Consider the following 25,705-nt stretch of genomic DNA (forward strand, 5'->3'; position numbering starts at 1 on the left):
GGACGGGTTCACCCCGTCCCCCCGCCCATCCCTTCGCCGCCCCCACCCCTGAGAGAAGAAATGCACCCTGTCGCTCTGCACGGAATGAAGGTCGTCGACCTGACCCAGGTCATGGCCGGTCCGTTCTGCACCATGCTCCTCGCCGACTTCGGCGCCGACGTGATCAAGGTCGAGCCGCCCGGCGGCGGGGACCAGACCCGCCACTCCTGGGGGCGCTCCGGCAAGGGCGACGACGGCCCCGCGTTCTTCGCGCTGAACCGCAACAAGCGATCGGTCGTGCTCGACCTGCGCACCGAGGACGGGCTGGCCTCGTTCTGGGAGCTCATCTCCGACGCCGACGTGCTCGTGGAGAACTACCGTCCGGGCGTCGCCGCCCGGCTCGGCATCGACTACGAGGCCGTCTCCGCCGTCAACCCCGGCATCATCTACGCGAGCATCTCGGGGTTCGGCCAGACCGGCCCGTACGCCAACCGGCCCGGCTACGACCTGATCGCCCAGGGCATGTCCGGCGTCATGGGCGTCACCGGCCACCCGGACGCGCCGCCCGCGAAGGCGGGGGTGCCCGTCGCCGACCTCGGGTCGGGCCTGTTCTGCGCGTACGGCATCGCCGCCGCCTACGTGCACAAGCTGCAGACGGGGGAGGGGCAGCGCATCGAGACGTCGCTCTTCGAGGCGGCGCTCGGCCTGACGGTCTGGGAGGCGACGGAGTACTGGGCCAGCGGCGAGGTGCCCGCCCGCACGGGGTCGTCGCACCGCATGTCGGCGCCCTACCAGGCGTTCCGCACCCGCGACGGCTGGATGACGATCGGCGCCAACAACCAGCGCCTGTGGGGCTTCCTCTGCGCCGCGCTCGGCGCGCCCGAGCTCGAGAACGACGAGCGCTTCGCGACCAACCCCGACCGCATGCGGCGCAAGCCCGAGCTGGCCGGCGTGATCGAGGAGATCCTCGCCGACAACGACACCGAGTACTGGGTCGAGCGCCTCCTCGCCGGCGGGGTGCCCTGCGGGCCGATCCTCGCGTACGACGAGGTGCTGCGCGACCCGCACACCCAGTACCGGGAGATGGTGCAGACGATCCCGCACCCCGTCGAGGGGTCGGTGCAGACACTCGGATTCCCCATCAAGATGAGCCGCACGCCCGCCGAGGCCCGCCGGCATCCTCCCCTGCTCGGTGAGCACCAGGAGGAGATCTTCGGCCCGAGCGCCTCATGAGCGGCACCGTCTCCGCCGAGACGCAGGACGGGGTCGTCACGATCACCCTGTCGTACCCCGAACGACGCAACGCGATCACGCGCGAGATGTACGTGCGCCTCGAGGAGGCGCTCGCCGCCGTCGCGGCGGAACCCGAGGCGCGCGCCGTCGTGCTGCGGGGCGCCGGCGGGGCGTTCGCCGGAGGCACCGACATCCGGTGGCTCGAGGAGATCGGCGGCGGCGAGGAGGGCGTGGCCTACGAGGCCCGCATGCGCGAGGTGCAGCGCGGTCTCATCGTTCTCGACGTGCCCGTCATCTCGGTCGTCGACGGGGCCTGCGTCGGCGGCGGGATCGTGCTCGCAGCGCTCAGCGACCTCGTCCTGTGCACGCCGGGCTCCCGCTTCGGGTCGCCCATCGCGCGGACGATCGGCAACACCCTGTCCCCGACATCCATCCACCGGCTCGCGACGACCTTCGGCCGTCGCAACACGGCCGAGATGCTGTTCACCGCACGGCTCTTCGGGGCGGACGAGGCGCGGGAGGCCGGCTTCGTCAACGCGGTGCTCGAGCCGGACGCCCTCGAGGAGCGGCTGGCGGAGATGCTCGCCTCGATCCGGGCGTGCGCGCCCCTGACCCTCGGCTCGTTCCGCCGGCTGTGGCGGCGCATCGATGCCTCCCTCGCCGACGTCGAGCACGACGACGTCTACGCCGACATCTACGGCAGCGCCGACTTCGCCGAGGGCGTGCAGGCGTTCCTCGGCAAACGAACCCCGCGATTCGAAGGACGATGATGCTCACGGTCGATTCCCACCACCACCTCTGGCCGATCGACGTGATCGACCGCCAGCCGTGGCGACCCACCGACGACGCCGTGCTGCGCCGCGCGTTCGAGCTGGCGGAGTTCGAGGCGGAGCTCGACGCATCCGCCATCGACGGCAGCATCGTCATGCAGTCGGTCGACGCCGCCGACGAGAACCCGCGCCTGGCCGCGTACGCCGCCGCGAGCGACCGCATCCTGGGGTGGGTCGGATATGCCGACCTGCCGAGCCCCGACGCCGAGCGGGAGATCGACTCCCTCCTCGCCCTCCGCGAGAGCCCCGGCGGGGACAAGCTCGTGGGCGTGCGCTGCCTCGTCGGGAGCGACCCGATGCGCTGGACCGGCGAGCGCGCCGGGCTCGCGGCCCTCCGCGCCGCCGCCGACGCCTCGCTCACGTGGGACGTCGTGCCGATCACCGACGAGCAGGTGGATGCCGTGTGCGTCGCCGCCGAGCAGCTCCCCGAGCTGCGGATCGTCGTCGATCACCTCGCCTCCCCGCCCGTCCACGACCCGGCGGCGCACGACGCGTGGCTCGGGCGCCTCGACTGCCTGGCCGCCTACCCGCAGGTCGCGATCAAGCTCTCCGTGGGCGTGGCCGTGCTGCAGCGCTGGTCGTCCTGGGACGAGGACGCCCTGCGCCCGTTCATCGAGGACGCCCTCACGCGGTTCGGCCCCGAGCGGTGCATGCTCGCGACCAACTGGCCCGTCGTGCTGCTGCGCGCCTCGCACGCCGAGGCGTGGCAGGGGGCGCGGTCGGCGCTCGGGGCTATCGACGACGACGCCCGCGCGCTCGTGGACGGCGGCACCGCCCTGCGCTGGTACGGGATCGCCTCGTGACCGGCTCGCGGCTGCGGCTCGGGCTCGTCGGCACCGGATGGGTCGCCGGCCAGCACGTCGCCGGGGCGCGGGGGATCGGGGCCGACGCCGTGGAGATCGCGGCCGCGTGCGACCCGCGCCGCGGCATCCTCGACCAGTTCTGCGACCAGCACGGCATCGCGCACCGCTTCGACACGGCCGACGAGATGATCGCGTCGGGGACCGTCGACGCCCTCGTGCTGCTGACACCGCCGGCCGTGCGCTGGGAGGTGATCGGCCCGGCGCTCGAGCGCGGGCTGCACCTGCTCATCGAGAAGCCGTTCGCCCAGTCGGGCGCGGATGCCGTGATGTACGCCGACGCGGCGGAGCAGGCGGGCGTCGTGATGGCCGTGAGCCAGAACTTCCGCTGGTTCCCCGAGTACACCTGGCTGGCTGCGCGCCTGGACCGCCCCGACGTGGGCCGGGCCGACTTCCTCGAGGCGCGCACCTTCCAGGACCGCCCGCAGGCGCCCGGCGTCTGGCGTGCCGAGGAGTCCCGGCTCGAGATGGCGATCTTCAGCGTGCACCTCATCGACCGGATGCAGTGGCTCGCGCCGACGGCGCCCCTCACGGTGCGGGCGCTCACGCGCCGCCGCCGGGGCAGCGAGGTGCGCGGGGAGCAGTTCAGCTCGCTGCTCGTGGAGTTCGCCGACGGCGTCGTGGGGTCGATGACCTCGTCCTGGGCGAGCCGGGCGATGCCGAGCAACACCTTCCGGGTCGACACCGACACCGGCTCCGCGATGGTCGAGAGGGCGCTGCCGATGTCGGGCGACGCCGTCGGCAGCGCCGCCTTCGGCGGGGAGCCGGAGCGCGCGGAGTTCTCCGAGACCGCCGCCGGCGAGCACGCGGCGCTGTCGTACGGATCGAGCGCCCGGGAGTTCGCGCTCGCCATCGCGGAGGGCCGCCGGCCGGTGCACAGCGCCCGCGACAACCTGCGCACCATGGGGATCATGGAGGCGGCCTACCGGTCCGCCGCGCGCGGCGGCGGCGTCGTGACGATCGAGGAGGCCCTGTACGGGCATCCCGGGCATGGCTGACGGGTCGGCGGCGCCCATCGGCGTCGGCCTCATCGGTCTCGGCAACAGCGGCCGGCACTACCACCTGCCGCGGATCGTGGCGGATGATCGCTTCGACCTGCGCGCGGTCGCGACCTCGAACGGCGGTCCGGACGCGGAGCTCTCCGTGCCGTGGCACCGGGGGTGGGAGCCCCTCCTGAGCGACCCCGGCATCGAGCTGGTCGTCATCGCGACGCCTCACGGCCTGCACCACCGCATCGCGGCGGCGTTCCTGGACCGCGGCATCCACGTGCTCGTCGAGAAGCCCATGACGGTGACCACCGTCGAGGCCGACGACCTGCGACGACGCGCGGCGGCCACGGGAGCTGTGCTCGCGGTGCACCATCAGCGCCGGTGGGAGGAGGACTTCGTCGCGCTGCGCGAGCTCGTGCAGCGAGGCGATCTGGGCGAGCCGTGGCGGATCGTTGCGTCGCGCGGACACCAGGGTGACTACGTGTCCACGACGACCCACCGTCCCCACGCGGGCGAGCGCGTACTGCCGTGGGCGCGCTCACGCCGGGACGGCGGGGGCGTCATGCGCGTCATCGGCCCGCATCCCATCGACCACGTGCTGCAGCTGGCGCAGACGCACGCACGTCGCGTCTCCGCGCGCCTGTCGATCGGCGCAGGCGAAGACGTCGAGCGGTGGGCGGGGATCGAGATCGACTTCGGATCTGCCCTGTCCGGCCGGGTCGAGACCTTCCGCTGGCAGGGCCCCCCGGGTCCGCGCTTCGCCGTGTGGGGTGAGGCCGGCGCCGCCGTCGCCACGGACGGCAGCCGCCTCGTCATCCGGCTGCACACGGGCGCCTCGCACGAGGTCGTGGGCCTGACGCCGCCCGGCGTCCTCGGCGCGGAGGTGTACGACGACGTGTTCGCCGCGCTGCGCACCGGGGGCGCGCTGCGGGCATCGGCCGAGCAGGCGCGCGCCGTCGTCGCCGTGATCGAGGCCGCCGAGCGCTCCTCCGACGCCGCCGGCGCGTGGGTTCCGCTCGCACACGAAAGCGGCTCCGAGACCCGTTGAGGTCCCGCAGCCGCTTTCGTCTCCGCGAGGGGTGTCAGCCGAGGGTGCCCTCGGCCTCCGCGATGAACGCGTCCGCGGCATCCTCCACCGACATGTCACCGAAGGCCACTCCCTGGTAGTAGCGGGTCAGGGCGTCGAGGAAGACGCTCTGGTACCCCTTGCCGTAGACGACCGGCGCGATGTCGGCCTCGGCCAGGTATGCGTACATCTCCAGTTCGGTCTTGCGCGTGTCGGAGATGTCGGGGCTGTCGAGCAGGGCCTCGAGGTTCGCCGTGTTCGTGTTCGCACCGTTGTCCGAGGCGTAGACGAGCGCGCCCTCTTCATCGTTGACGAAGAAGTCGATGAACGACGCCGCCGTCGCGACGTTGTCGCAGTCCTTCGAGATCGCCAGGCCTGACAGCCACAGCGCGTTGCCGGGGCCTGCCGCGCCGCTGGGCATGACGACCGCGGTCAGCTGCGTTCCCGGCGCGACGCCCTCGATCGTGGCCTGGGCGCTCGAGAGTCCGTTCGCCGGCCAGAAGAAGGATGGCTGCTGACCCTGGCTGAAGGGCTGCTGCTCCAGCGGAACACCCATCAGCTCGGAGCCGCGCTCGGCGCTGATGGTCACACCGGCCTCGCGCAGGGCCTCGCTGTAGTTCCAGAACTCCACGAGGGTGTCCTTGTCGAAGCCGAGCGCGCCCTCCTCGTTGTAGAGGTTGTCGCCCTGGCTGCGCACCCACGCCTCGAGCTGGTCGTCGTTGCCGCCGAAGATGTCGATCGCGGGGGTTTCGGACGCCTCGGTGAGGCTCGTGAGCCAGGTGGCGAGCTCATCCCAGTCGTAGCCGTCCTCGGGCACGCTCTCGCCCCACTCCTCGACCTGCGTCTGGTTGACCAGCAGCGCCCCGAATGCGGCGCCGTAGGGGATCATGTACAGGTTGCCGTCCTTGCCGCGGCCGCTGTCGAGCACGCCCTCGGGGATGTTCGAGACGTCGATGATGCCGCTCTCCACGAGGTCATCCAGGGGGCGGAGCGCTCCGCGGTCAGCGAAGTCGGCCATGACGCGGTTCTGCATCTGCGGCACGCACGGCAGATTGCCGCCCGCCGCCTGGACGCTGGCGTTCTCCCAGTAGGCGTTGTACTCCGACGTCGTGCCCTTGACGGTGACCTCGGGGTTCGCCGCCGTGTACAGGTCGATGACCGCCTGGGTCTTCTCGTTGCGTCCCGTGCCGCCCCACCAGGCGTACTGGATCTCACCCTCGACTGCACCGAGGTCGGGCGCCGGCTCGCCGCCGCCGCCCCCTCCGTCGCCGTCCGGTCCCGCGCACCCGCCGAGGGCGAGTGCCCCGACGACGGTCATTCCCACAGCCCACATCTTCGTGTTCTTCATGGTCTTCGCTTTCTGGTCAGCCGTGCGTGTGATCAGGCGATCTGCACGGTGTCGTCGAGAGCCCAGCCGAGCTGCTCGTACATCTTCCGCCGCCCGCGCTTGTCGTTGTCGGCCTCCTGGCGGGCGTACTTCGCGACCTCCTCGAGGTGCTGCTCGGGGACGATGATCACGCCGTCCCCGTCGCCCACCACGAGGTCGCCCGGGTTCACGCGCTGTCCGCCGATCGTCACGGGGACGCCGTGCTCGAGGTACTCGATGCGGCCCTGCGTCATGGTCTGGCTGATGTGCTGCGCGAAGACGGGGAACTTCTGCAGGCGGCACTCGTCGGTGTCGCGCACGCCGCCGCTGGAGACCACGCCCTGCGCGCCGAACGTGAGGTACGCGATGGTGTTGTTCGACCCCAGCTGCCCCACACCCAGATCGGGTGCCTCGATGACGACGACGTCACCGCGGGAGATGTCCTGCTTGTAGGGCGAGATGTGGCGCGAGCCGTACCAGTACTGGTGCGCCCAGTCGGTGTACTCGTCCGGGGTCATGGGCGGCGCCTGCTCGTGGGACGCCACGAGGCGCACGGTCAGGGCCGGGCCCGCGATGCGCGCACCGTCGAAGAGCGGGCGGATCGACGGAGAGACCGAGCCCTTGCTGAACAGGCCGATCCAGTCCATCCCGTCGCGCACGTCCGAGACCCGCAGCCCGGCATACAGCTTCTCGATGTCCCCGTAATCCATCATCGCACTCCCACTTCTTCGTTGGAATTTAGATCCGATCGGATTTACCGGACGATACTGCGGGAGAGCTGGTCTCGTCAATGGGAAATTCGCGGTTGTGCCAGGATCGCCTCCTCGCTTCGGGGTAAATTCCGATCTGATCCAAACCATTCTGAGAACTTCTGGTGCTGGCAACGCGCGTCCGGACATTGGGCGTAGGCGGTCAGTGCGCGGATTCGATAGGATGTGACCCGGTTCAGCCCCTCGTTCGGAGCGTTGACCCGACGTGCTTCCAGGGTCGTTCGGGGGAATCCGGGTGAGCGCGAAGATGTCGGTCTGGCGATGTCGAGGTGATCCCGAGAGTCTTGACCAGCTTGTCCATCCGGCGCACGACGTCGTCCGTCCCGGCGGACAGCAGCGCGTTGATAGTGGTCTGCAGCACCCGCCTCATGATTTCCGGCGACAGGTCGACGAGGGCTTTGGCGAGCAGGCGGGACCGGAGTGCAGAGTAAGCCGCTGCGGGCCCTCTCGGAACACGAGCTGCGCTCCGGCCGGAGACCACCCCGGCAGGCGCCGAGACCCTCAGGAGCGGTGGGTGCGGTAGTACTCCAGCAGGGCGCGGGTGGATGCATCCTGCGCGGCGATGGCGTCCTCGTCGCCCTCGATCGCCGGAGCGATCTGCAGCGCGAGCTGCTTGCCGAGCTCGACCCCCCACTGGTCGAAGGAGTTGATGCCCCAGATCACGCCCTGCGTGAACGTGATGTGCTCGTACAGAGCGACCAGCTCGCCGAGCACGCGCGGGGTGAGCGCCGGCGCGAAGATCGACGTGGTCGGCCGGTTGCCGGCGAAGGTGCGGGCGGCCACGAGCGCACCCGTCGTGCCCTCGGCCTCGACTTCCTCGGCGTTCTTGCCGAACGCGAGCGCCTTGGTCTGCGCGAGGAAGTTCGACAGGAACAGTCCGTGAACGTCGCGGCCGTCGTCCTGAAGCGGGTATGCGGGGTTCGCGAAGGCGATGAAGTCAGCCGGGATGAGGCGGGTGCCCTGGTGGATGAGCTGGTAGAACGCGTGCTGTCCGTTGGTGCCCGGTTCGCCCCAGAACACCTCGCCGGTGTCGGTGGTGACGGGCGTGCCGTCCCAGCGCACGGACTTTCCGTTGGATTCCATGGTGAGCTGCTGCAGGTACGCGGCGAAGCGGCTGAGCTGCTGGGCATAGGGGAGTACGGCGTGCGACTGGGCGCCGAGGAAGTTGACGTACCAGACGTTCAGGAGCCCCATGAGCACCGGCACGTTCTCGGCGAGGGGCGTCGAGCCGACGTGCTCGTCGACGGCGTGGAAGCCCGCGAGCAGCTCGCGGAAGACCTCCGGGCCGAACTCGATCATGAGCGACAGGCCGATGGCCGAGTCGACCGAGTAGCGGCCGCCGACCCAGTCCCAGAACCCGAAGGCGTTGTCGGTGTCGATGCCGAAGTCGGCGACCTTGGGCAGGGCGGTCGAGACCGCGACGAAGTGGTGGGCCACTGCGTCGGTCTTCGCCGCATCCGACCCGTCGATGGCGCCGGCTGCCTCGAGCCCCGCCCACAGCCAATCTCGCGCGAGCCGGGCGTTGGTGAGGGTCTCGAGCGTGGTGAAGGTCTTCGAGGCGACGATGAAGAGGGTCGTCTCGGGGTCGAGCCCCTTGGTCTTCTGGGCCATGTCGGTCGGATCGATGTTCGACACGAACCGAGCCTGGATGCCGGCATCGGCATATGGCTCCAGCGCGGCCGAGATCATCACCGGGCCGAGATCCGAGCCGCCGATGCCGATGTTGACGATATGGGTGACCTTCTTGCCGGTCACGCCCTTCCATTCCCCGCTGCGTACGCGGTCGGCGAAGGCCGCCATGCGCGAGAGCACCTCCTGCACGTCGTCGTCGACGTTCTGTCCGTCGACGACGAGCGCGGGCTCGGCGTCGGCCGGGCGACGGAGGGCGGTGTGCAGCACCGCTCGATCCTCTGTCGTATTGATGTGCTCGCCGGCGCGCATCGCGGCGTAGCGCTCGGCGACACCGGTCTGTTCGGCGAGCTTCACGAGCGAGGCGAGGATCTCGTCGGTGACGAGGTTCTTCGACAGGTCGACGTGCAGGTCGGCGAGCGGGAAGCTGAGCTTTCCGACACGGTCATCGTCGGCGGCGAACCAGCCGCGCAGATCGGGGTCGAACGAAGCGCGGTGGGCGTCGAGCTCAGCCCACGCGGAGGTGCCGGTCGGATCGATGGGAGCAGTCACGCCCCTACCGTAGCGCGGCGGCTCGGTCGTGGTCGGCCGAACGTCCCCGGTTCGCAACTCCTCGAGAATCGGGCGGGAAGCGCCACAGCCGCGCCGCACGGCGCTTCGGCTGCCCACTTTGAGGAGTTGCGAACACGCGCATCCGGCATGGCGTCGCTCGCCTCCGCGGCGTCACGCGCCGAAGGACTGCGTGCCGACGACGGAGAGCAGGCGGATCTTCTCGCCGTCGTCGCCGCCGGGTTCCGGGGTGAGCACCAGCAGGGCCTGCGAACGGTCCTCGGTGAACAGCACCTGACAGTCGACCTCGATGGCGCCGACCTCCGGGTGCAGCACCGTCTTGTGATCGGCGAAGCGCCGCGCCACCACCTGCTGCTCCCACAGGTCGCGGAACTCCGCGCTGCGCGAGGTGAGCTCCGCCGCGAGTTCCCCCGCTCGGGAGCGGACGCCCATCTCGCCCACGGCGGCACGCAGGCCTGACACGAGTGCGCGGCTCTGCTGCGGGTGGTAGCTCTCGGGGTAGTGCGCGCGAGCATCCCCGGGTCCGGCGAACCACCGATACGCCTCGTACCGGTTCCACCCGGTCTCGGCCACGTGATCGCCGAAGAGCGCCACAGCCAGCGCATTCTGCTCGAGCGTCTCGCCGAGGGTCGAGATGATGAGCGCCGGGGTGTCCTCGAGTCGGTCGAACACGCGCCGGAGCGCGGGGGAGACATAGGCGGATGCGGTGCGCCGGTCGGGCGCGGCATGCCCGGCCACGCGGAACAGGTAGTCGCGCTCATCGGCGGTCAGACGCAGCGCGCGGGCGAGGGCGGCGAGCATCTGCGTGCTCGGCTGCGGACCGCGCCGCTGCTCGAGCCGCGTGTAGTAATCGGTCGACATCGTGGCCAGCTGCGCGACCTCCTCGCGACGCAGCCCCGGGGCGCGCCGCCGCGCGCCGGCACCCAACCCGACATCGGCCGGCTGCAGCGTCTCCCGGTGCCGGCGCAGGAACTCCGCGAGCGCATCCCGATCCATGTCCCCATCCTTCCTCGCGCCACCGGCTCCATCCAGGGATCGTCGATCCCCCGATGAGCGCTCTCTGGTCGGCCCCGACCGGCCGGCGAAGACTCGTCCCATGCGAATGAGCGGAAACACCATCTTCATCCCCGGCGCGACGAGCGGCATCGGGCTGGCCCTCGCCGAACGATTCCACGCGGCCGGCAACACCGTGATCGTCGGCGGTCGCCGCCGGCACCTGCTCGACGAGATCGCCGCCGCCCACCCCGGCATCGACGCCGTCGAAATCGACACGGCCGACGCCGCCTCCATCGCGGCAGCGTGCGCGGATGTCATCGCGCGGCATCCCGACCTCGACGTCGTGATCGCGATGGCCGGCATCATGCGCGCCGAGGACTGGACCCACCCAGACGGCTTCGTCTCCTCGGCCGAGCAGATCGTCACCACGAACGTGCTCGGCCCCATCCGGCTGATCGGCGCCCTCATCGAGCACCTGCGTGCCCAGCCGGATGCGACGATCATGACCGTCTCGTCGGGCCTCGCCTTCGCGCCGCTGCGCGCGACGCCGAGCTACAACGCCTCGAAGGCGGCCATCCACATGCTGAGCGAGTCGCTGCGCCTGCAGCTTGCGGGCACATCGGTGCGCATCGTCGAGCTCGAACCGCCGGCGGTCGCCACCGACCTCATGCCCGGTCAGCGGCAGAGCCCGATCGCGATGCCCCTGGCGGAGTTCGTCGACGAGGTCATGTCGATCCTCGAGGCGGAGCCGGATGTCACCGAGGTGCAGGTCGAGCGCGTGAAACACCTGCGATACGGCGAGCAGCGCGGCGACTACGCCGACGTGGTGGCGACGCTGAACGCCACAGATCCGCACGCCTGACCCGCGCAGCCCGCTGCGCAGCTGTTCCGCGCGGTTCGCAACTCCTCAAGAATCGGGCCGGAAGCGCCACAGCCGCGCCGCGCGGCCGTTCGGCTGCCCACTGTTGAGGAGTTGCGAACGCGCGCACGGGGCAACCCGCGCGGCACCCGCGCCGGCGCGCGCCGCGCGCACCGGGCCACCCGCCCCGGACTTCCGCACCAGGCCACCCGCCCCGGACTTCCGCCCCCGGCACCCGCAGCCGCTCCCGGCCACCCCTCTCGCGACGCGCGGGCTCAGCCGCAGCCGCAGCTGCCGCCGAGCTGGAGGGCGACGGCGACGGTCACCGTGCGGGGCGCGATCGAGCCGTCGCCCGGGTCGGTGAGCAGCAGATGGGCGGCGAGGCGGCCCATGAGCTCCATCGGCTGCCGCACCGTGGTGAGCGTGGGGGTGGATGTGCGCGTGGCCTGGATGCCGTCGAACCCGGCGATCAGCACGTCGCGCGGCGCCTCGACACCCCGCTCGCGCAGCGCATCGATGACCGCCAGCGCGGTCTGGTCGGTCGCGCAGACGAGCGCGTCCGGAAGCGACCCGGCATCGGCCCGCTCGAGCAGGGCGGTGAAGACGGGGTCGACGCCGACGTCCACCGGGTCGACCAGTTCGCCGGTCGCCCCCGCGTGAGAAACCACGGCTTCGTCGAAGGCGTCGCGGCGCTGGCGGGGATCCCAGCCGTCGGCCGCGCCCACCCACCCGAGGCTGCGCGCGCCGTGCACGGTGACGAGGTGGTCGACGAGCGAACGGATGCCGCCGACGTTGTCGGCGAGCACGTGGTGCCCCGGCCCGCCGTCACTGGAGACCATCACCACCGGCACCGAGGAGCTCAGCGCGGCCGTCGGAGCCAGGCCGACGTGGCCGGGGAGGATGGCGAGCCCGTCGACCTGACCGGCGGTCTCGGCGATCTCGTTCGGCCCGGTGCCGCCGCGTCGCAGCAGCACCCCGGTGGTGTTGCGGCGGCATTCCAGCACGAACCCGCGCTGCACCTCGTCCACGTAGAGCGGGAAGACCTTCGGCTCGCTGGCGCGCGCGTCCTCGGCGGCATCCCACTCCAGAACGGGTGCGCCGAGGTCGAGCGTCGACAGATCGACGAGACCCTCGTCGGCGGCCGGCGTTCCGGGTGCGACGTCGAGCAGCAGGTCGAACAGGTGCAGCCCGAGCACCCCGGTGCGGCCCCGGGCGAGGTTGCGCGCCGAGCCGCTCGGCACGTACCCGATCTCGCGCGCCGCCTGCAGCACGACCTCGCGCGTCTCAGCACGCACCTTGTCGGGGCGGCGGAACGCGAACGACACGGTCGCGATCGACACGCCGGCCCGCTCCGCGACGTCGTAGACGGTCGGTCGGCTCGTGGGCATGTGCTCCTCGCTCTCCTGGGAGATCCTACTGACGCGCCGCCACCGGCTCCGAGGCCGCCGCCACCGGGGCCGGCGCCACCGGACGCAGGCCGAAACCGCGCGGGAAGACGGGGTCGGCGGTGCCGTCGGGAACATCCGTCGCCGACGCGCGCACCGCATCCATCGACCGGGGAATCTCCACCGGCAGCACGCCGCGCGGCGGGATGCGGCCCGACAGGGCCGCGAGGACGGCCTCGTCCGAGCTGCCGTAGTCGGCGACGAGGGCGGATGCGACCGGCAGCAGCGGGGTGAGCACGGCCGGGCGATCGAGGTTCACGACGATCACGAGCGGCACCTGATCGGCGATGCGCGCGAGACGCACGGCGAGTCCGGGCGGGAACTCCAGCGACCCCTGGTGGAACCACTTCTCCAGGAAAAGGTCGTCGCGCGGGTCGAAGGGCGCCCCGATCCGCACGATCGCGACATCCGCCTCCTCGGGCCGCGCGGCGCGCTCGCCGTACGCGGCGAGGGCATGATCGGCGAGGCCCTCGGCGTAGATCCGCGCGCCGGGTGCGGCGAACAGCGGCAGCGTCTCCTCCCGGTCGACGAGCACCGTGACCGACTCCGCCTGAGCCCGTGTGCCGGCTTCGCGGAAGGCGGCGTTTCCGACGATGCGCTCCGCGGCGTCTTCGTCGACGTAGGGGTCGTCGAACAGGCCGAGCTGGAACTTCACCAGCAGGATGCGCCGCACCGACGCATCCAGGCGCTCCTCGGCGACGGCTCCCGAGCGCACGAGGTCCAGCAGCAGGTCCACGCACTCCTCGCCGCCGAACTGGTCGACGCCGGCTTCGAGCAGCATGCGCATGCGCCCCGTCGCGTCGAGGTGCTCCACACCCCATGCGCGGGCGGGGAGCACCTGGTCGCCGACGTGGTTGTCGTTGACGAGCTCCCAGTCGGTGACCACGACGCCGTCGTAGCCGAGCTCCTCGCGCAGCAGGTCGGTGACGATCTGCCGGTTGTAGGCGAACCCGACCTCGTCGATCGCCCGCCCGTCGCGCTCGAGGCCGACCGGCATGCCGTAGTACGGCATCATGCCGGCCGTGCCGCGGCGGATCGCCTCGCGGAACGGCGCGAGGTGGTACTCGAACATCCCGCCCGGGTAGTCCTGCTCGCGGCCGTACGGGAAGTGCGCGTCCTCGCCGTCGCGCTGGGGTCCGCCGCCGGGGAAGTGCTTCGTCGTGCACGCGACCGACTCCGGCCCGAGCGCGTCGCCCTGGAAGCCCTCGAGATACGCGGCCGTGATCTGCGACACGCGCTCGGCGTCGTAGCCGAACGTCTGCGCCTGGCGTCCCCAGCGGGGCTCGGTCGGCAGGTCGATCTGCGGGTGCAGCGCCGCGCGGATGCCGACGGCGCAGTACTCCCGCCGGGCGATGTCGGCGAAGGTGCGGATGACCTCGAGGTCGTCGAGGGCAGCGAGGCCCATCGGCTCCGGCCACTGCGAGAAGGGCCCGGCCGAGAAGGCGACCCCGGTGTTCTCGACGAACGCGTGGCGCGGGTCGGTGCTGATCGTCACGGGGATGCCGTGCGGCGTCTGCTCGGCCAGCCGCTGCAGGTTGTTGCTCCAGCGGGCGCCGGCCCGTGCGGTCGGGATGTGGTGCACGTTGAAGTGGCTCATCCCCTTGCCGAGGATCACCGTCGAGGTCGGCGACTTCGAGATCGCTCCGGGGGTCTCGAGCAGATCGCCGTCGTCGCCGAGCTCGATGACCGTCTGGAACATCAGGCCCGCCTTCTCCTCGAGCGACAGGCGCGCGAGGAGGTCGGCGGTGCGTTCTTCCGGCGTGAGGCGAGGGTCCTCGTAGGGATCCATCACGCCGTTGCCGTTGAGGTCGCGGAAGGGTGTGCCATCGGGTGCGGTCGAGAGGGTGGGCTGCATCGGAAGGGCTCCAGAGGGGGTCTCGGGTCGGAAACAGGGATGCGCGGCGCGGCCGGGCCGGTCACTTCAGGCCCGTGGTCGCGACGCCGCGGATGAACCAGCGCTGCAGGAACACGAACAGCACGATGATCGGGGTGATCACCAGCACGGACCCTGCCAGCAGCAGCCCGTAGTTCGTGGCGTTCTGCCCGGTCGAGTACAGCGACAGGGCCACCGGGAGGGTGTACATCTCCTCGGTCTGGGCGGCCACGAGCGGCCACAGGAAGTTGTTCCACGACGACAGGAACGTGAGGATGCCGAGGGTCGCCAGCGGCGGACCGCACAGCGGCATGACGATCCGCGTGAAGATGCGCCACTCGCCGGCCCCGTCCAGGCGTGCCGCCTCCAGCAGCGGCTCGGGGATGCCGAGCATGAACTGGCGCATGAGGAACACGCCCACCGGGGCGGTGACGAACGGGAGGATCAGCGCCGGGTAGGTGTTCACGAGTCCGAGAGAGGAGACCATCACGAACAGCGGCACGAAGGTCACCACGCCCGGCACCATGAGGGTCACCATCACCAGCAGGAACAGCAGCCGCTTGCCGGGGAACTCCATCTTCGCGAGCGCGTATCCGACCATCGAGCAGAACACGAGGTTGCCGAGCACGGTGAACACCGCCACGATCGCGCTGTTGGCGAAGAACTGCCAGAAATCCAGCGGCCCGAACCAGGCCGCGAAGTTCTCCAGCGTCGGGTTCTGCGGCAGCCATGTCGGCGGCCGCTGCAGGATCTCGCCCTGTGTCTTGAGGGACCCGAGCAGCATCCACACGAACGGGATGAGCCACAGCACCAGCCCCACGGTGAGCACCGTGTAGGTGAGGGCGCGGGGTCCGAAGCCGCGGCGCCTGCGCCGGCGGGGCGGGGTGGGGGATGCGGCCGCGGCGGCATCCACGGGACGGTCGAGGACGGTCGTCGTCATCGGTTCAGTCCTTCGATCGGAGCAGGCGGAACTGCAGCAGGCTCAGCAGGGCGATCGCGAGGAAGAGCACGTAGCTGGCCGCCGAGGCGAGGCCGTACTCGCCGAATCCGAACTGCTGGTAGGTGTAGTAGGCGACCGAGAGGGTCGAGTCGAGGGGGCCGCCGCGGGTCATCACGAACGCCTCCTCGAAGAACTGCAGGTAGCCGACCGAGATGAGCACGGCACCCAGCAGCAGGGTGGGGCGCAGCAGCGGCAGGGTCACCGACACGAGGCGTCGCCACGCGGATGCGCCGTCCATCGTCGCCGCCTCGTTGACGTCTTCGGGCACGGCCTGCAGGCCCGCGAGGAAGATGATCATGAGGGTGCCGACGTTGCGCCACACCGCCATGACGATGAGCGAGGGCAGGGCCCACGTGGTGTCGTTCAGCCAGTTGGGGCCCTCGATGCCCACGAGTGCGAGGGCGGAGTTGAGCAGTCCGTCGGGCAGCAGGATGTAGCGCCAGACCACGGCGACGGCGACGATGCTCGTGACGACCGGGGCGTAGTAGCCGACGCGGAAGAACGACACGATCTTGCCGCGACCGCTGTTGAGCGCGAGCGCCAGGGCGAGGGCGACGACCATCGTCAGCGGGATGCCGACGAGCACGAACACCGCCGTCACCCGCATCGAGGTGAGGAACCGCGGATCCTGGAAGAGGGTGAGGTACTGCTCGAACCACACGACGTTCACCGCGAACGGGCTCTGGATGTCGCGTGAGGTGAAGTCGGTGAACGACATCGCGAACGACCCGATGATCGGGAAGAGCATGAACACCGCGAAGACGGCGACGAAGGGGAGTGCGAAGCCCCATGCGATGAGGGCCTGACGCTTGCGCTGCCGATCGTGCAGCCCGCCCTTGCGGGTTCCCGGGCTCCCGGAGCCCGTGCGGGCCCCGGGAGCGACGAGTGTCGAGGTCGACATGGGTCAGGTCACTCCAGGCCGATGGCGTCGGCGTCTGCCTGAAGGGTGGCGAGCACGCCGGCGATGTCGCCGTCGCCGCGGCGGAGCTGTTCGAGGGCCTGGTCGCCCTTCGCGGCCACCTGCACCCAGCTGGTGGTCACCGGCGGGGCCTTGGCGGTCTCGAGCTGCGTGCCGAAGGTCTCGAGGCTGGCGTCGTCGGCGAGCGCCGGGTCGTCCCAGGCCGACTGCGCGGCGGGGAGGTCACCGGTGGCCTCGTAGAACGCGACCTGCGTCTCGGGCTGGCTCAGCCAGTCGACGAGCTTCCATGCCGACTCGGCGTTGTCGCTGCCGTCGAAGACGACGAGGTTCGCGCCGCCACTGAACGACACCGACTCCTCGTCGGCCGGCAGCACCGCGGTGGCGTACTGGTCGGCGAACTCCTCACCGGCGGCCAGCTCCAGCGAGCCGCGCAGGAAGGGACCCTCCACGACCATCGGGGAGACGCCGGAGACGAACTCCGACTCCGTCGCGCCCGAGGAGAAGTCGGCGTTCGGGTCGGCGAGTCCCTCGTCGAAGAAGCTCTGGTAGTACTCCAGCCCCTCCGCCATCTCGGGGGTGTCGAGGGTCCACGACTCTCCGTCGGTGAGCTCCGCGCCGGCCGACCACGGCATCCACATCGACCCCTGGAACGAGTCCGCGCCAGCGGGCAGGCGGATGCCCCACTCGCTGCCGGCCTCGGTCTGCAGGTCGGTGGCCATCTGCTTCAGCTCGTCCCACGTGGTCGGAGCTTCGTCCCATCCGGCCTCGGCGGCGAGGTCGGTGCGGTAGTAGAGCACACGCGTGTCGACGTACCACGGCACGCCGGCGGCGCGCTCGTCGAACTCGGTGGTGCTGACGGCGCCGGGGAAGAAGTCGGCGGTGTCGATCGCGTCGGGGACGGTGGCGAACGCGTCGCCGAAGTCGGCCATCCACGTCGAGCCCATCATGGCGACATCCGGTGTCGTGCCGCCCGCGATGGCGGTCTGGAACTTGTTGTGGGCGGCATCCCAGGGAATCGCGGTGACCTCGACCGTCGCGTCGGGGTTCGCCTCTTCGAACGCCGCGACGAAGTCGGGAAGCGCCTCGCCCTCGGCGCCCATCGCCCATACGGTGATGGTGCCTTCGGCGGGGCTGTCGTCGAGGGTGACGGCCTCGGACGGGCCGGAGGCGCCCTCGTCCGCGCGTCCGCACGCGGTGAGGGTGAGGGATGCGGCGGTGAGCACCGCGACACCCCCGAGAGCGGTCTTGAGCTTCACGTGTTCCTCCTTGAATCGCGGCTGATCCGGCTGTGGATCTATGCGCATAGATTGCGATGGCTCCCAGGAGTCTAAGCGCATAGATTGCGATCTACAACCCTCATGCGAATAGGGCGAGGTTTATAACTCCTCAACAACCGACGTGAATGCGCGTTTTGGGCGCCCTCAGGTCGATACCCGGTCCGGAGAGGAGGTTATGAACGCGCGCGGTGTGGGTGCGACGCGTTGGGTGCCCGCCTAAGAGCGGAAGTAGCGGCTGGCGGAGCTGGTGTAGAGCAGCAGCAGTCCGATCAGCGGAAGCACCGATCCGAAGATTCCCGCGAACAGCCCCTCGCCGGTGAAGATGCCGATGATCTCGAGGGCGATGTTGATGACGAAGACGACGGTGGCGATGATGCGGGCCGTGTTGTTGCCGCGCCACAGGCCGACACCGACGGCGAGGGTGACGACGCCGACGACGAGGCTGATCCAGGCGAGCAGCGCCGAGGGGGTGATGAGCAGTCCGCCGAGGATGCCGAAGATCGCCCCGATGATCTGGAAGAACCCGACGAGCCAGGCGACGATCGCGACGAGGGTGACTCCGAGAGGACGGTTCATGCCTCACACGCTAGCGGGGCCGTGTCGGGTTCGCACGTGCGGGCTCTGCGGCATCTCATAGGAATCTCCCCGGGTGAATCACGGGTCGATGAGGCAGGGTGGAGGGGTCGGCTCGCCGGCCGGCATCCCCCCCTCGCTGGAAGGTTCCGCATGTCCGACGACGTCCGACACGATGCATTCGACGAGCTTCTGTCTTCGCAGAACGAGCAGGGCGGCGGCTCGGGTGAGGGCGGCAACGCGTTCACCGTCGCCTTCCGCGGGTACGAACGCCGCGAGGTCGACGACGCCATCGGGGAGTTGACGGCGCGCGTGCAGCGCTATCAGAACGAGCTCGCCGCCACCGAGCAGTCGCGTCGCGACTCGCTCGACGAGATGCGTGCGGAGCAGCAGGCCGAGATCGAGAAGCTCGTCTCGGACAACGCCGGGGCCCTCGACAAGCTGCGTTCGGAGCAGCAGGAGGCGCACGCTCAGCTCGAAGCCGACCTCGCCGCGGCGACCGCCCAGCTGGGCGAGGCCGAGACGAAGGTGACGGCGCTCACCGCGGAGCTTGCGGGCACCCCCGTCGAAGAGGGTGTTGCCAACGACCGCGAGCAGTTCGAGGCCGTGCTGCGGGTGGCAGAGGAGCAGGCGAGCCTGCTGATCCGCAACGCCGCGTCGCAGGCCGAGCGCCTGCTCGAAGCCGCACGCGAGCAGGCTGAGGGTGTGCGATCCGAGGCGAAGACCGACGCGGCGACGATCGTCGAGAAGGCGCAGCACGACTCCGACCAGAACCGGCTGCGCATCGACACGGAGTACACGGCGCACGAGGCGCGTCTCGAGCGCGAGGCCGCGCACGCGACCGAGAAGGTGCAGCAGGCGGAGCGCGAGGCGGAGGCGATCCGGTCCGAGGCTGAGAAGGGTGCGGCGGCGCTGCGGGCGATGGTGACCCGCGAGACGACCGACATGCGCACCGAGGCCGAGGCGGCCGTGCGGGAGATGAACGCGCGGGTGCTGGAGTTCGAGGAGACTCTCACGCGGCGGCAGGACGATGCCCAGCAGGAGTTCCTCGTGCTGCACAACCAAGCGGTCTCCCACGCCGAGCGGATCACGTCCGATGCGAACGCGCAGGTGGCGGCATCCCTCGAGCACGCGCAGCGCATCTCGAACAAGGCCGAGGACTACGAGCGCCTCATGCGCGCGCAGGCGCAGCAGATCGACGCCGACGCGCGGGTGAAGGCGCAGCAGACCATCGACCGGGCGCGCGAGAAGGCGCAGAAGATCGTCGACACCGTCACCGGACACAGCAACGACGTATTGCGCGACGCCGAAGACCGTGCCCGGCAGCTGCGCTGGCAGCAGCAGCAGATGACGAGCTTCATGGCCGAGGTGCGCGAGCTCATCCGCCCCGACGGCCTCAAGGTCGCGGATCCGGCCCCGTCCGGGGATTCGGGAGACGCCGAGGCGTCGCGGAGCGTCGAGCGGTCGGGCACCGTCGAGGCATCGGAGGCGTCTGACGAGCCCGCGGATGACGATCCCGCCGCCGGCGACGAGGGGCCCGGTTCCGGCGAGTCGAAGACGAAGGGCGCTGCTTCCGGCGCGTCGAGGTGACGTGAGGGCGGAGTCGCGCGGCTGACGTGCCCCAACTCAGGCTGAGAAGGTCTTACCGGCTCGCATTCGGCCCCGGCAGGCCGTCGCACCCTGAGTAAGGGCACGCGGGTGGTGGTTGCCCACGCCCAACCTGGGCGTCGTGCCGGTGGCAATGTCGATGCCGCCGGTGCTTTGGGTCGGGTGCCGGCTCACCCGCGGATCCGGCCCTAACTCAGGCTCAGCGAGTGCCTGAGGTTTCCCAGATGGCGCTTTACGTCGTCGGAGCCTGAGTTGGGGCACATGGACAGGGGAAACGGCTCCGTCCGCCCGGGGGTCGGCGGCGGGCGCCGGCGGCGAAGGCCGTCGTCCGCGGGCGTCGCGTCAGGGGCGGCCCATGCCGTGGTATTCGAAGCCGGCCCCTCGCCAGGCGGTGGCGTCGAGGCAGTTGCGGCCGTCGATGACGACCTTGCCGGTGACGAGGGTGGCGGCGTGGGCGGGGTCGAGGTCGCGGCGCCATTCGTCCCATTCGGTGACGACGATGACGGCGTCGGCGCCGGTGAGGGCCTGGTCGCGGTCTTCGACGTAGTCGAGTTGGGGGTGGATGCGGCGGGCGTTCTCGATCGCGGCGGGGTCGGTGACGGTGACCTTCGCGCCGAGGCCGTGCAGGCGCACGGCGACGTCGAGGGCGGGGGAGTCGCGGATGTCGTCGGAGTGGGGTTTGAACGCGGCGCCGAGGACGGTGACGTTCTTGTTGTAGACGGTGCCGCCGAGGGCGGTGACGGTGAGGTCGACGGCGCGGTCGCGGCGGCGGAGGTTGATCGCGTCGACCTCGCGGAGGAACGCGACCGATTCGCCCTTGCCGAGTTCTTCGGCGCGGGCGCTGAATGCACGGATGTCCTTCGGGAGGCAGCCGCCGCCGAAGCCGATGCCGGCGCCGAGGAACTTGCGGCCGATGCGGGCGTCGTGGCCGATCGCGTCGGCGAGGGTGGTGACGTCGGCGCCGGTGACTTCGGCGATCTCGGCCATCGCGTTGATGAAGCTGATCTTCGTGGCCAGGAACGCGTTGGCGGAGACCTTCACGAGCTCCGCGGTGGCGTAGTCGGTGACGATGAACGGCGTGTTCTTGGCGATGGCGGTGTGGTACACCTCGCGGAGCACATCGGCGCAGCGTTCTCCCTCGGGGGTGGGATGACCGTTCTCGGACGGAACGCCGGCGACGAGCCGGTCGGGGTCGACGGTGTCCTGCACGGCCCAGCCTTCGCGGAGGAACTCGGGATTCCACACCAGCGTCGCACCGGTCTCGGCGACACGGCCGGCGAGGTTCGCGGCGGTGCCGACCGGCACGGTCGACTTCCCCGCGACGAGGTCGCCCTCGGACAGGTAGGGGAGCAGGCCGTCGACGGCCGCGTTGACGTAGGTGAGGTCGGCGGCGTATCCGCCGGCCTGCTGCGGCGTGCCGACACCGATGAAGTGCACCTTCGCGCCCTGCGCGGCGGCCATGTCGGTCGTGAACGACAGGCGTCCGGACGAGATGCCCTCGGTGAGGATCTCCTGCAGGCCCGGCTCGAAGAACGGCGCGTCACCCTTCGACAGCGACGCGATCTTCCGCTCATCGACATCGATCCCGACCACCTCGTGACCGATCGAGGCCATCGCCGCCGCGTGCACCGCACCCAAGTACCCGCACCCGATCACCGAAAGACGCATGAAACCCCCATGAGAGAAGACAGACACTCTGTCTTACCAGACAGACGTTTCCACTCTGTCACGGCGCTCGCACGGCGCGGAGCACCACATCCTCCACGTGGTGGCCGCTGGCGGCTCCGGCCGGTCGCGGCCGCGTCTCGCGCACCTCGATGCGCCAGCCGCCGTCGGCCGCGAGTGCAGCGGCGATCTCGTCGACGCCGACGTACGCCGCCGGATCGAAGATGCGCGTGTGCGCCGCCGGATCGCTCTGCTCGAGCGCCCACGACGGCTCGTGCGCGACGACCAGCAGCGTTCCTCCCGGTGCGACGGCACCGAGCAGCGCCTGCAGGCCGCGGCCCTCGGGTGTGCGGGCGAAGGATCCGTACTGCAGCGAGACGAGGTCGTACTCCTCCGCGCCGTAGGGGTGGATGCTGTTCGCATCCGCGTGCACGGTGCGCACGTCGAGCCCGCGGCGCGCGGCTTCCTCCTCGACCCGCCCGAGGGCGCGGGAGGAGACGTCGGATGCGGTCACGTGCCATCCCCGCTCGGCGAGCCACAGCGCATCCGCTCCTTCGCCGGTGCCGACGTCGAGCGCTCGACCGGGGACGAGGTCGGATGCGTCGGCGACCAGCGTGCCGTTGGGGTTGCCGCTCCAGACGCGCTCGCCGCCGTAGCGATCGTCCCATTCGACCTCCACGCCGGAGGGGCGGGCGCCCGAGGCCAGATCGTCGCCGGCGAGGCTGAAGGCGATCTGCGCGCCGACGAGGCTGCCGTTCGCCGCGGCGGGCAGCACCTGCAGGCTCGGGTCGGCGACGTTGCCCGCGGCGAAGACGCCGTCGACGGCGGTGCGGCCGGTGACATCCACCGCGAGCGTCTCGCCGAGACCGCTGGGGTGGGGTGTCGCCTGCAGACCGAGGCCGGTGAGCATGCCGGTCCGTGCATGAAAGCGCGATCCCACGAGCACGGCGTCGGCGGCGAGCATCCGGCCGTCGACGAGCTCTATCCCGAGGGCGCCGTCGGCCTCGGCGACGCGCGACACCGCGGTCTCGACGACGGGCACGCCCGAGGCGGCGAGGGTCTGCAGGGCGTCGCGATCGATGCCGGTGCCGTCGTGCACGACGACCGTGAGCCGGTCGGTGAGGTGCCGCATGAGCGGAGTCGGATGCAGCCCCAGCGGTGTCGTCACGATCTGCACCACCCGGCGGTCGCGCACCTCCCAGCCGTGGCAGAAGGGGCAGTGGATGACCTCGCGGCCCCACCGCTCTCGCAGCCCGTCGATCTCGGGCAGCTCGTCGGTCAGGCCGGATGCGACGAGCACCCGTCGCGCCAGCAGCGCGCTGCCGCCGGAGAGCTCGAGGCGGAAGAGGTCGCCGTCGCGCCGCACATCGAGCACGCGCCCGGACAGAACTTCGCCGCCGTACGAGCGGACTTCCTCGCGGCCGATCGCGCGCAGCTCGGCCGGCGGTGCGCCCTCGCGCCCGAGGTAGCTGTGCATGTGCGCGGCGGGGGCGTTGCGTGCCGTGTCGTCGTCGACGACGATGACCGACCGGCGCTGGCGGGCGAGCTGCAGCGCGCCGGCGAGGCCGGCGGCGGACCCGCCGATCACGGCGACGTCGCAGCGACGCGTCATCGCGGGCGGGGTGTGTGCGGCGGCGTTGTGCTGATCGTGGTGGTGGCCCATGTCGACAGCGTAAGCTCGTCTGGCGTATTCAGGATGTCGGCTTGCACAATTCGCAAGGCCGGTGCATGCTCATTCCATGGTGACCGCAGACGTCGAGAAGCTCGCCCGCGCCCGCCTGCGCAGCATCCGCACCACCCTCGGCTATTCGCTCGATGAGATCGCCGCGCGGAGCAATCTCAGCGCGTCGACGATCAGTCGCATCGAGACCGGCAAGCGCGCGCTGAGCCTGGACGTGCTGGTGCCGCTCGCCGGCGCGCTGCAGGTGAGCCTGGATGCCCTCTTCCACGCCGACGACGATGACGACGTCGTCATCCGTCCCACCCAGCATCGTGCGGGCAATCGCACCACGTGGGCGCTGAACCGCGTCGACGGGCGCACCCTGGCGATGAAGATGCGGCTGGAACCCGAAGCCGCGCTGCCCGCACCCCGCGTGCATCCGGGATGCGACTGGTTCCTCGTGCTCGAAGGTCGCGTGCTGCTGCAGCTGGGCGAGCGGCGGATCGAGGTCGGTGCGGGGGAGGCGGCGGAGTTCTCGACGATGACGCCTCACGCGATGACCGCGATCGACGCGCCCGCCGAGCTCGTCATGGTGTTCGACCGCGAGGGTCAGCGCGCGCACCTGCACCGCTGAATTCGTGTCGGGCCGCGTCACAATCCCGCACGGCGGCCCGCGGTTCGGGCACAGTAGGGATGCCGCCCGATTGGGCGGATCCGCATCCGATCTCTTGGGGGATATCCGTGACCAACGTTCCCGCCTCGCCGTCGCTGTCGCAGCCGCTCTACGGTGCGTCGTTCGGGCAGGCCTTCACCCGCTTCTGGAAGAAGTACGCGACCTTCAGCGGCCGCGCGAGCCGCAGCGAGTTCTGGTGGTGGTACCTCGCGAACATCATCATCGTGACGGTGCTCTACATCATCACCGCGATCGGCGGCTTCGCCGGGGCGAGCATCGACTCGGCCACCGGTGCGTCGGCGCCCGGCCCGCTGTTCGGTGTGGGGATCGCACTGCTGGTCATCTGGTGGCTCGCGATCATCGTGCCGACCCTGGCGCTCTCGTGGCGCCGTCTGCACGACACGAATCGTTCGGGCCTGTTCTGGTTCCTCGGGTTCATTCCGGTCGTCGGCGGCATCATCCTGCTGGTGCTGTTCGTGCTCGACAGCGACCCGGCCGGAGCGCGCTTCGACGCCTGATCCTCGCCCAGCCGCAATGCGGGCCCGTCACCCCGGTGGGTGGCGGGCCCGCATTGCGTTCTGCAGCGGGCACCCGGGTGCGGTCAGTCCTCGCCGCGGTCGTCGACCGTGGCCTCTTCGGCGGCATCCATCGCGGCTTCGCCCTCTTCCGGCGACTCCGAGCCGGCGCCGCGGGTGCCCTCGTTCGGACCGGGCGCGGCGCTGTCGTCGTGGCGGTTCGTCGATTCTTCTGTCGTCATCGTGACTGTTCCCCTTTCGTCCTCGTCTACTCAAGAGGCTGCGCGGCCGAGCGTGCAGGGGGTTGCGGATGTCGGGGAGACGTGGTGGGTCGTTCGGCCGGCGCGAGCCCTAGGCTGGGCGCCGTGACCGACATCCTGGGAGAACAGTTCGTGCTCGACGACGGCGCGGTGCGCGTCGAGGTGAGTGCGCTCGCCGCCGTGCTGCGGGAGGTGCGGGTGCGCGGCATCCGGATCACCGAGACCGTCGACCCGAGCGGACTGCCGCCGAAGGGGTGTGGCATCGTGCTGTCGCCGTGGCCGAATCGCGTTGCGGATGCGCGCTGGCAGCTGAACGGCGCGACGCAGCAGCTCGACGTGACGGATGTCGCGCGCGGCGGTGCCATCCACGGTCTGCTGCGCAACACGGCCTACACGCTGCGTGAGCGCACGGATCGGTCGCTCACGCTCGCCGCGATGATCCATCCGCAGCACGGCTGGCCGTTGCTGCTCGAGTCGTGGGTGACATACGCGCTGGACGGCGACGGTGTGGCCGTGACGCACGGCGTGCGCAATCACGCGGATGCGCCGGCCCCGTGGGCCGTCGGCGCGCATCCCTACTTCCGCGTCGGCGAGGTGTCGACGGATGAGCTGACGCTGCGGGTCGACGCCGGTGTTCGTCTCGAGCTCGACGAGCGCCTCAATCCGGTCGCGGAGCGGGATGTGACCGCGGGCGAATTCGATCTGCGCGGTGGGCGTTCGCTCCACGGTGCCGATCTGAACGTCGCCTACGGGCGACTCGCGAATCGCGACACCCGGGGGACGATCGCGCGGCTGGAAGCGCCGGACGGTGCGGCGACGGAGGTGTGGGCCGATCCGGAGTTCGGGTGGTTGCAGGTGTTCACGCCCGCCGATTTCCCCGGCGCCGACGGTGTCGGTCGCGCGGTGGCGCTCGAGCCGATGTCCGCGCCGCCGAATGCCCTGAACTCCGGCATCGATCTGATCTGGCTCGCCCCCGGCGAGACTCGCGAACTCACCTGGGGCGCCCGCCACCTCCCCGCCTGACCCGCCCCGCCCGCCGCCTCTCCCGGCCGTTGAGCACCCGCGCCCACCGGTCGTTGAGCGAGCGAAG

General features: G+C 70.7%; 23 protein-coding genes. 10 read left to right on the forward strand and 13 right to left on the reverse strand.

Annotated elements, in window-relative coordinates:
* Positions 1–60: 60 nt before the first annotated feature.
* From ACGG9C_RS07130 to ACGG9C_RS07150, 5 genes are read left to right on the forward strand one after another with little or no spacing between them, the layout of a single operon-like run.
* Positions 61–1,212 carry a CaiB/BaiF CoA transferase family protein gene (locus ACGG9C_RS07130; RefSeq protein ID WP_390178451.1) on the forward strand — a complete coding sequence of 384 codons (1,152 nt, stop codon included), beginning with the start codon at positions 61–63 and terminating at the stop codon, positions 1,210–1,212.
* Entirely contained in the window at positions 1,209–1,982 is a 774-nt protein-coding gene (locus ACGG9C_RS07135) for an enoyl-CoA hydratase-related protein (RefSeq protein WP_390178452.1), read from the forward strand. The genes ACGG9C_RS07130 and ACGG9C_RS07135 overlap by 4 nt, the downstream gene beginning before the upstream one ends.
* A complete protein-coding gene (locus ACGG9C_RS07140; protein WP_390178453.1) occupies positions 1,982–2,845 on the forward strand; it encodes an amidohydrolase family protein in 864 nt (287 codons plus the stop codon). The genes ACGG9C_RS07135 and ACGG9C_RS07140 overlap by 1 nt, the downstream gene beginning before the upstream one ends.
* Complete coding sequence (locus ACGG9C_RS07145; protein ID WP_390178454.1) at positions 2,842–3,900, forward strand: Gfo/Idh/MocA family protein; 1,059 nt, start codon at positions 2,842–2,844, stop codon at positions 3,898–3,900. The genes ACGG9C_RS07140 and ACGG9C_RS07145 overlap by 4 nt, the downstream gene beginning before the upstream one ends.
* The gene (locus ACGG9C_RS07150) at positions 3,893–4,939 is read left to right on the forward strand and encodes a Gfo/Idh/MocA family protein (RefSeq protein WP_390178455.1); all 1,047 of its coding nucleotides are present in this window, start codon (positions 3,893–3,895) and stop codon (positions 4,937–4,939) included. Before ACGG9C_RS07145 ends, ACGG9C_RS07150 begins: the two co-directional genes overlap by 8 nt.
* Before the next feature lie 34 nt (positions 4,940–4,973).
* Here ACGG9C_RS07150 and ACGG9C_RS07155 read toward each other — a convergent pair whose 3' ends face one another.
* From ACGG9C_RS07155 to ACGG9C_RS07170, 4 genes are all read right to left on the reverse strand, one after another.
* Positions 4,974–6,305: an extracellular solute-binding protein gene (locus tag ACGG9C_RS07155; protein ID WP_390178456.1), complete on the reverse strand. Its 1,332-nt coding sequence runs from the start codon at positions 6,303–6,305 to the stop codon at positions 4,974–4,976.
* A 32-nt stretch (positions 6,306–6,337) separates the two neighbouring features.
* Positions 6,338–7,036, reverse strand: coding sequence for an RraA family protein (locus ACGG9C_RS07160; protein ID WP_390178457.1), 699 nt, complete (start codon positions 7,034–7,036; stop codon positions 6,338–6,340).
* A gap of 558 nt (positions 7,037–7,594) precedes the next feature.
* Positions 7,595–9,274: a glucose-6-phosphate isomerase gene (pgi, locus tag ACGG9C_RS07165; protein WP_390178458.1), complete on the reverse strand. Its 1,680-nt coding sequence runs from the start codon at positions 9,272–9,274 to the stop codon at positions 7,595–7,597.
* Positions 9,275–9,445: 171 nt separating this feature from the next.
* Positions 9,446–10,288 carry a helix-turn-helix transcriptional regulator gene (locus tag ACGG9C_RS07170; RefSeq protein ID WP_390178459.1) on the reverse strand — a complete coding sequence of 281 codons (843 nt, stop codon included), beginning with the start codon at positions 10,286–10,288 and terminating at the stop codon, positions 9,446–9,448.
* Between the two features lie 100 nt (positions 10,289–10,388).
* On the opposite strand from ACGG9C_RS07170, the gene ACGG9C_RS07175 reads away from it, so the two are divergent.
* Entirely contained in the window at positions 10,389–11,150 is a 762-nt protein-coding gene (locus ACGG9C_RS07175) for an SDR family oxidoreductase (RefSeq protein ID WP_194383776.1), read from the forward strand.
* A 272-nt stretch (positions 11,151–11,422) separates the two neighbouring features.
* On the opposite strand, the gene ACGG9C_RS07180 is transcribed toward ACGG9C_RS07175, so the two are convergent.
* The 6 genes from ACGG9C_RS07180 to ACGG9C_RS07205 form a co-directional block, all read right to left on the reverse strand.
* On the reverse strand, positions 11,423–12,535 hold the full coding sequence (locus tag ACGG9C_RS07180) for a LacI family DNA-binding transcriptional regulator (RefSeq protein WP_390178460.1): 1,113 nt from the start codon (positions 12,533–12,535) through the stop codon (positions 11,423–11,425).
* A 25-nt stretch (positions 12,536–12,560) separates the two neighbouring features.
* Positions 12,561–14,447, reverse strand: coding sequence for a glycoside hydrolase family 3 protein (locus tag ACGG9C_RS07185; RefSeq protein ID WP_390178461.1), 1,887 nt, complete (start codon positions 14,445–14,447; stop codon positions 12,561–12,563).
* A 61-nt stretch (positions 14,448–14,508) separates the two neighbouring features.
* Positions 14,509–15,405: a carbohydrate ABC transporter permease gene (locus tag ACGG9C_RS07190; RefSeq protein ID WP_194383773.1), complete on the reverse strand. Its 897-nt coding sequence runs from the start codon at positions 15,403–15,405 to the stop codon at positions 14,509–14,511.
* 4 nt (positions 15,406–15,409) lie between these two features.
* Positions 15,410–16,366 carry a carbohydrate ABC transporter permease gene (locus ACGG9C_RS07195; RefSeq protein ID WP_071045604.1) on the reverse strand — a complete coding sequence of 319 codons (957 nt, stop codon included), beginning with the start codon at positions 16,364–16,366 and terminating at the stop codon, positions 15,410–15,412.
* A gap of 8 nt (positions 16,367–16,374) precedes the next feature.
* The gene (locus tag ACGG9C_RS07200; RefSeq protein WP_390178462.1) at positions 16,375–17,640 is read right to left on the reverse strand and encodes an extracellular solute-binding protein; all 1,266 of its coding nucleotides are present in this window, start codon (positions 17,638–17,640) and stop codon (positions 16,375–16,377) included.
* A gap of 237 nt (positions 17,641–17,877) precedes the next feature.
* Positions 17,878–18,237, reverse strand: coding sequence for a hypothetical protein (locus ACGG9C_RS07205; RefSeq protein ID WP_390178463.1), 360 nt, complete (start codon positions 18,235–18,237; stop codon positions 17,878–17,880).
* 150 nt (positions 18,238–18,387) lie between these two features.
* Between ACGG9C_RS07205 and ACGG9C_RS07210 the strand changes: the two genes are divergently transcribed.
* Positions 18,388–19,824, forward strand: a complete 1,437-nt coding sequence (locus ACGG9C_RS07210; RefSeq protein ID WP_390178464.1) for a cell division initiation protein — start codon at positions 18,388–18,390, stop codon at positions 19,822–19,824.
* 360 nt (positions 19,825–20,184) lie between these two features.
* Here the strand turns inward: ACGG9C_RS07210 and ACGG9C_RS07215 are convergent, their stop codons facing one another.
* On the reverse strand, positions 20,185–21,510 hold the full coding sequence (locus ACGG9C_RS07215; protein WP_071045608.1) for a UDP-glucose/GDP-mannose dehydrogenase family protein: 1,326 nt from the start codon (positions 21,508–21,510) through the stop codon (positions 20,185–20,187).
* Between the two features lie 58 nt (positions 21,511–21,568).
* On the reverse strand, positions 21,569–23,170 hold the full coding sequence (locus ACGG9C_RS07220; protein ID WP_390178465.1) for an FAD-dependent oxidoreductase: 1,602 nt from the start codon (positions 23,168–23,170) through the stop codon (positions 21,569–21,571).
* A 76-nt stretch (positions 23,171–23,246) separates the two neighbouring features.
* On the opposite strand from ACGG9C_RS07220, the gene ACGG9C_RS07225 reads away from it, so the two are divergent.
* The gene (locus tag ACGG9C_RS07225) at positions 23,247–23,801 is read left to right on the forward strand and encodes an XRE family transcriptional regulator (protein ID WP_390178466.1); all 555 of its coding nucleotides are present in this window, start codon (positions 23,247–23,249) and stop codon (positions 23,799–23,801) included.
* Between the two features lie 107 nt (positions 23,802–23,908).
* Positions 23,909–24,358, forward strand: a complete 450-nt coding sequence (locus ACGG9C_RS07230) for a DUF805 domain-containing protein (protein WP_194383769.1) — start codon at positions 23,909–23,911, stop codon at positions 24,356–24,358.
* An 83-nt stretch (positions 24,359–24,441) separates the two neighbouring features.
* Here ACGG9C_RS07230 and ACGG9C_RS07235 read toward each other — a convergent pair whose 3' ends face one another.
* Entirely contained in the window at positions 24,442–24,597 is a 156-nt protein-coding gene (locus tag ACGG9C_RS07235; RefSeq protein ID WP_176759454.1) for a hypothetical protein, read from the reverse strand.
* Positions 24,598–24,720: 123 nt separating this feature from the next.
* Between ACGG9C_RS07235 and ACGG9C_RS07240 the strand changes: the two genes are divergently transcribed.
* On the forward strand, positions 24,721–25,638 hold the full coding sequence (locus ACGG9C_RS07240; RefSeq protein WP_194383768.1) for an aldose 1-epimerase family protein: 918 nt from the start codon (positions 24,721–24,723) through the stop codon (positions 25,636–25,638).
* Positions 25,639–25,705: the final 67 nt, after the last annotated feature.

It is taken from the genome of Microbacterium sp. MTN4-26, from assembly GCF_042846595.1.
Taxonomy (GTDB): domain Bacteria; phylum Actinomycetota; class Actinomycetes; order Actinomycetales; family Microbacteriaceae; genus Microbacterium; species Microbacterium luteum.

Coding starts and splice junctions, on each gene's coding strand:
- ACGG9C_RS07175 (WP_194383776.1), top strand. CDS start 10,389: ATGCGAATGAGCGGAAACACCATCTTCATCCCCGGCGCGACGAGCGGC.
- ACGG9C_RS07170 (WP_390178459.1), bottom strand. CDS start 10,288: ATGGATCGGGATGCGCTCGCGGAGTTCCTGCGCCGGCACCGGGAGACG.
- ACGG9C_RS07130 (WP_390178451.1), top strand. CDS start 61: ATGCACCCTGTCGCTCTGCACGGAATGAAGGTCGTCGACCTGACCCAG.
- ACGG9C_RS07140 (WP_390178453.1), top strand. CDS start 1,982: ATGCTCACGGTCGATTCCCACCACCACCTCTGGCCGATCGACGTGATC.
- ACGG9C_RS07220 (WP_390178465.1), bottom strand. CDS start 23,170: ATGGGCCACCACCACGATCAGCACAACGCCGCCGCACACACCCCGCCC.
- ACGG9C_RS07210 (WP_390178464.1), top strand. CDS start 18,388: ATGTCCGACGACGTCCGACACGATGCATTCGACGAGCTTCTGTCTTCG.
- ACGG9C_RS07135 (WP_390178452.1), top strand. CDS start 1,209: ATGAGCGGCACCGTCTCCGCCGAGACGCAGGACGGGGTCGTCACGATC.
- ACGG9C_RS07195 (WP_071045604.1), bottom strand. CDS start 16,366: ATGTCGACCTCGACACTCGTCGCTCCCGGGGCCCGCACGGGCTCCGGG.
- ACGG9C_RS07215 (WP_071045608.1), bottom strand. CDS start 21,510: ATGCGTCTTTCGGTGATCGGGTGCGGGTACTTGGGTGCGGTGCACGCG.
- ACGG9C_RS07155 (WP_390178456.1), bottom strand. CDS start 6,305: ATGAAGAACACGAAGATGTGGGCTGTGGGAATGACCGTCGTCGGGGCA.
- ACGG9C_RS07225 (WP_390178466.1), top strand. CDS start 23,247: ATGGTGACCGCAGACGTCGAGAAGCTCGCCCGCGCCCGCCTGCGCAGC.
- ACGG9C_RS07185 (WP_390178461.1), bottom strand. CDS start 14,447: ATGCAGCCCACCCTCTCGACCGCACCCGATGGCACACCCTTCCGCGAC.
- ACGG9C_RS07190 (WP_194383773.1), bottom strand. CDS start 15,405: ATGACGACGACCGTCCTCGACCGTCCCGTGGATGCCGCCGCGGCCGCA.
- ACGG9C_RS07150 (WP_390178455.1), top strand. CDS start 3,893: ATGGCTGACGGGTCGGCGGCGCCCATCGGCGTCGGCCTCATCGGTCTC.
- ACGG9C_RS07205 (WP_390178463.1), bottom strand. CDS start 18,237: ATGAACCGTCCTCTCGGAGTCACCCTCGTCGCGATCGTCGCCTGGCTC.
- ACGG9C_RS07180 (WP_390178460.1), bottom strand. CDS start 12,535: ATGCCCACGAGCCGACCGACCGTCTACGACGTCGCGGAGCGGGCCGGC.
- ACGG9C_RS07235 (WP_176759454.1), bottom strand. CDS start 24,597: ATGACGACAGAAGAATCGACGAACCGCCACGACGACAGCGCCGCGCCC.
- ACGG9C_RS07160 (WP_390178457.1), bottom strand. CDS start 7,036: ATGATGGATTACGGGGACATCGAGAAGCTGTATGCCGGGCTGCGGGTC.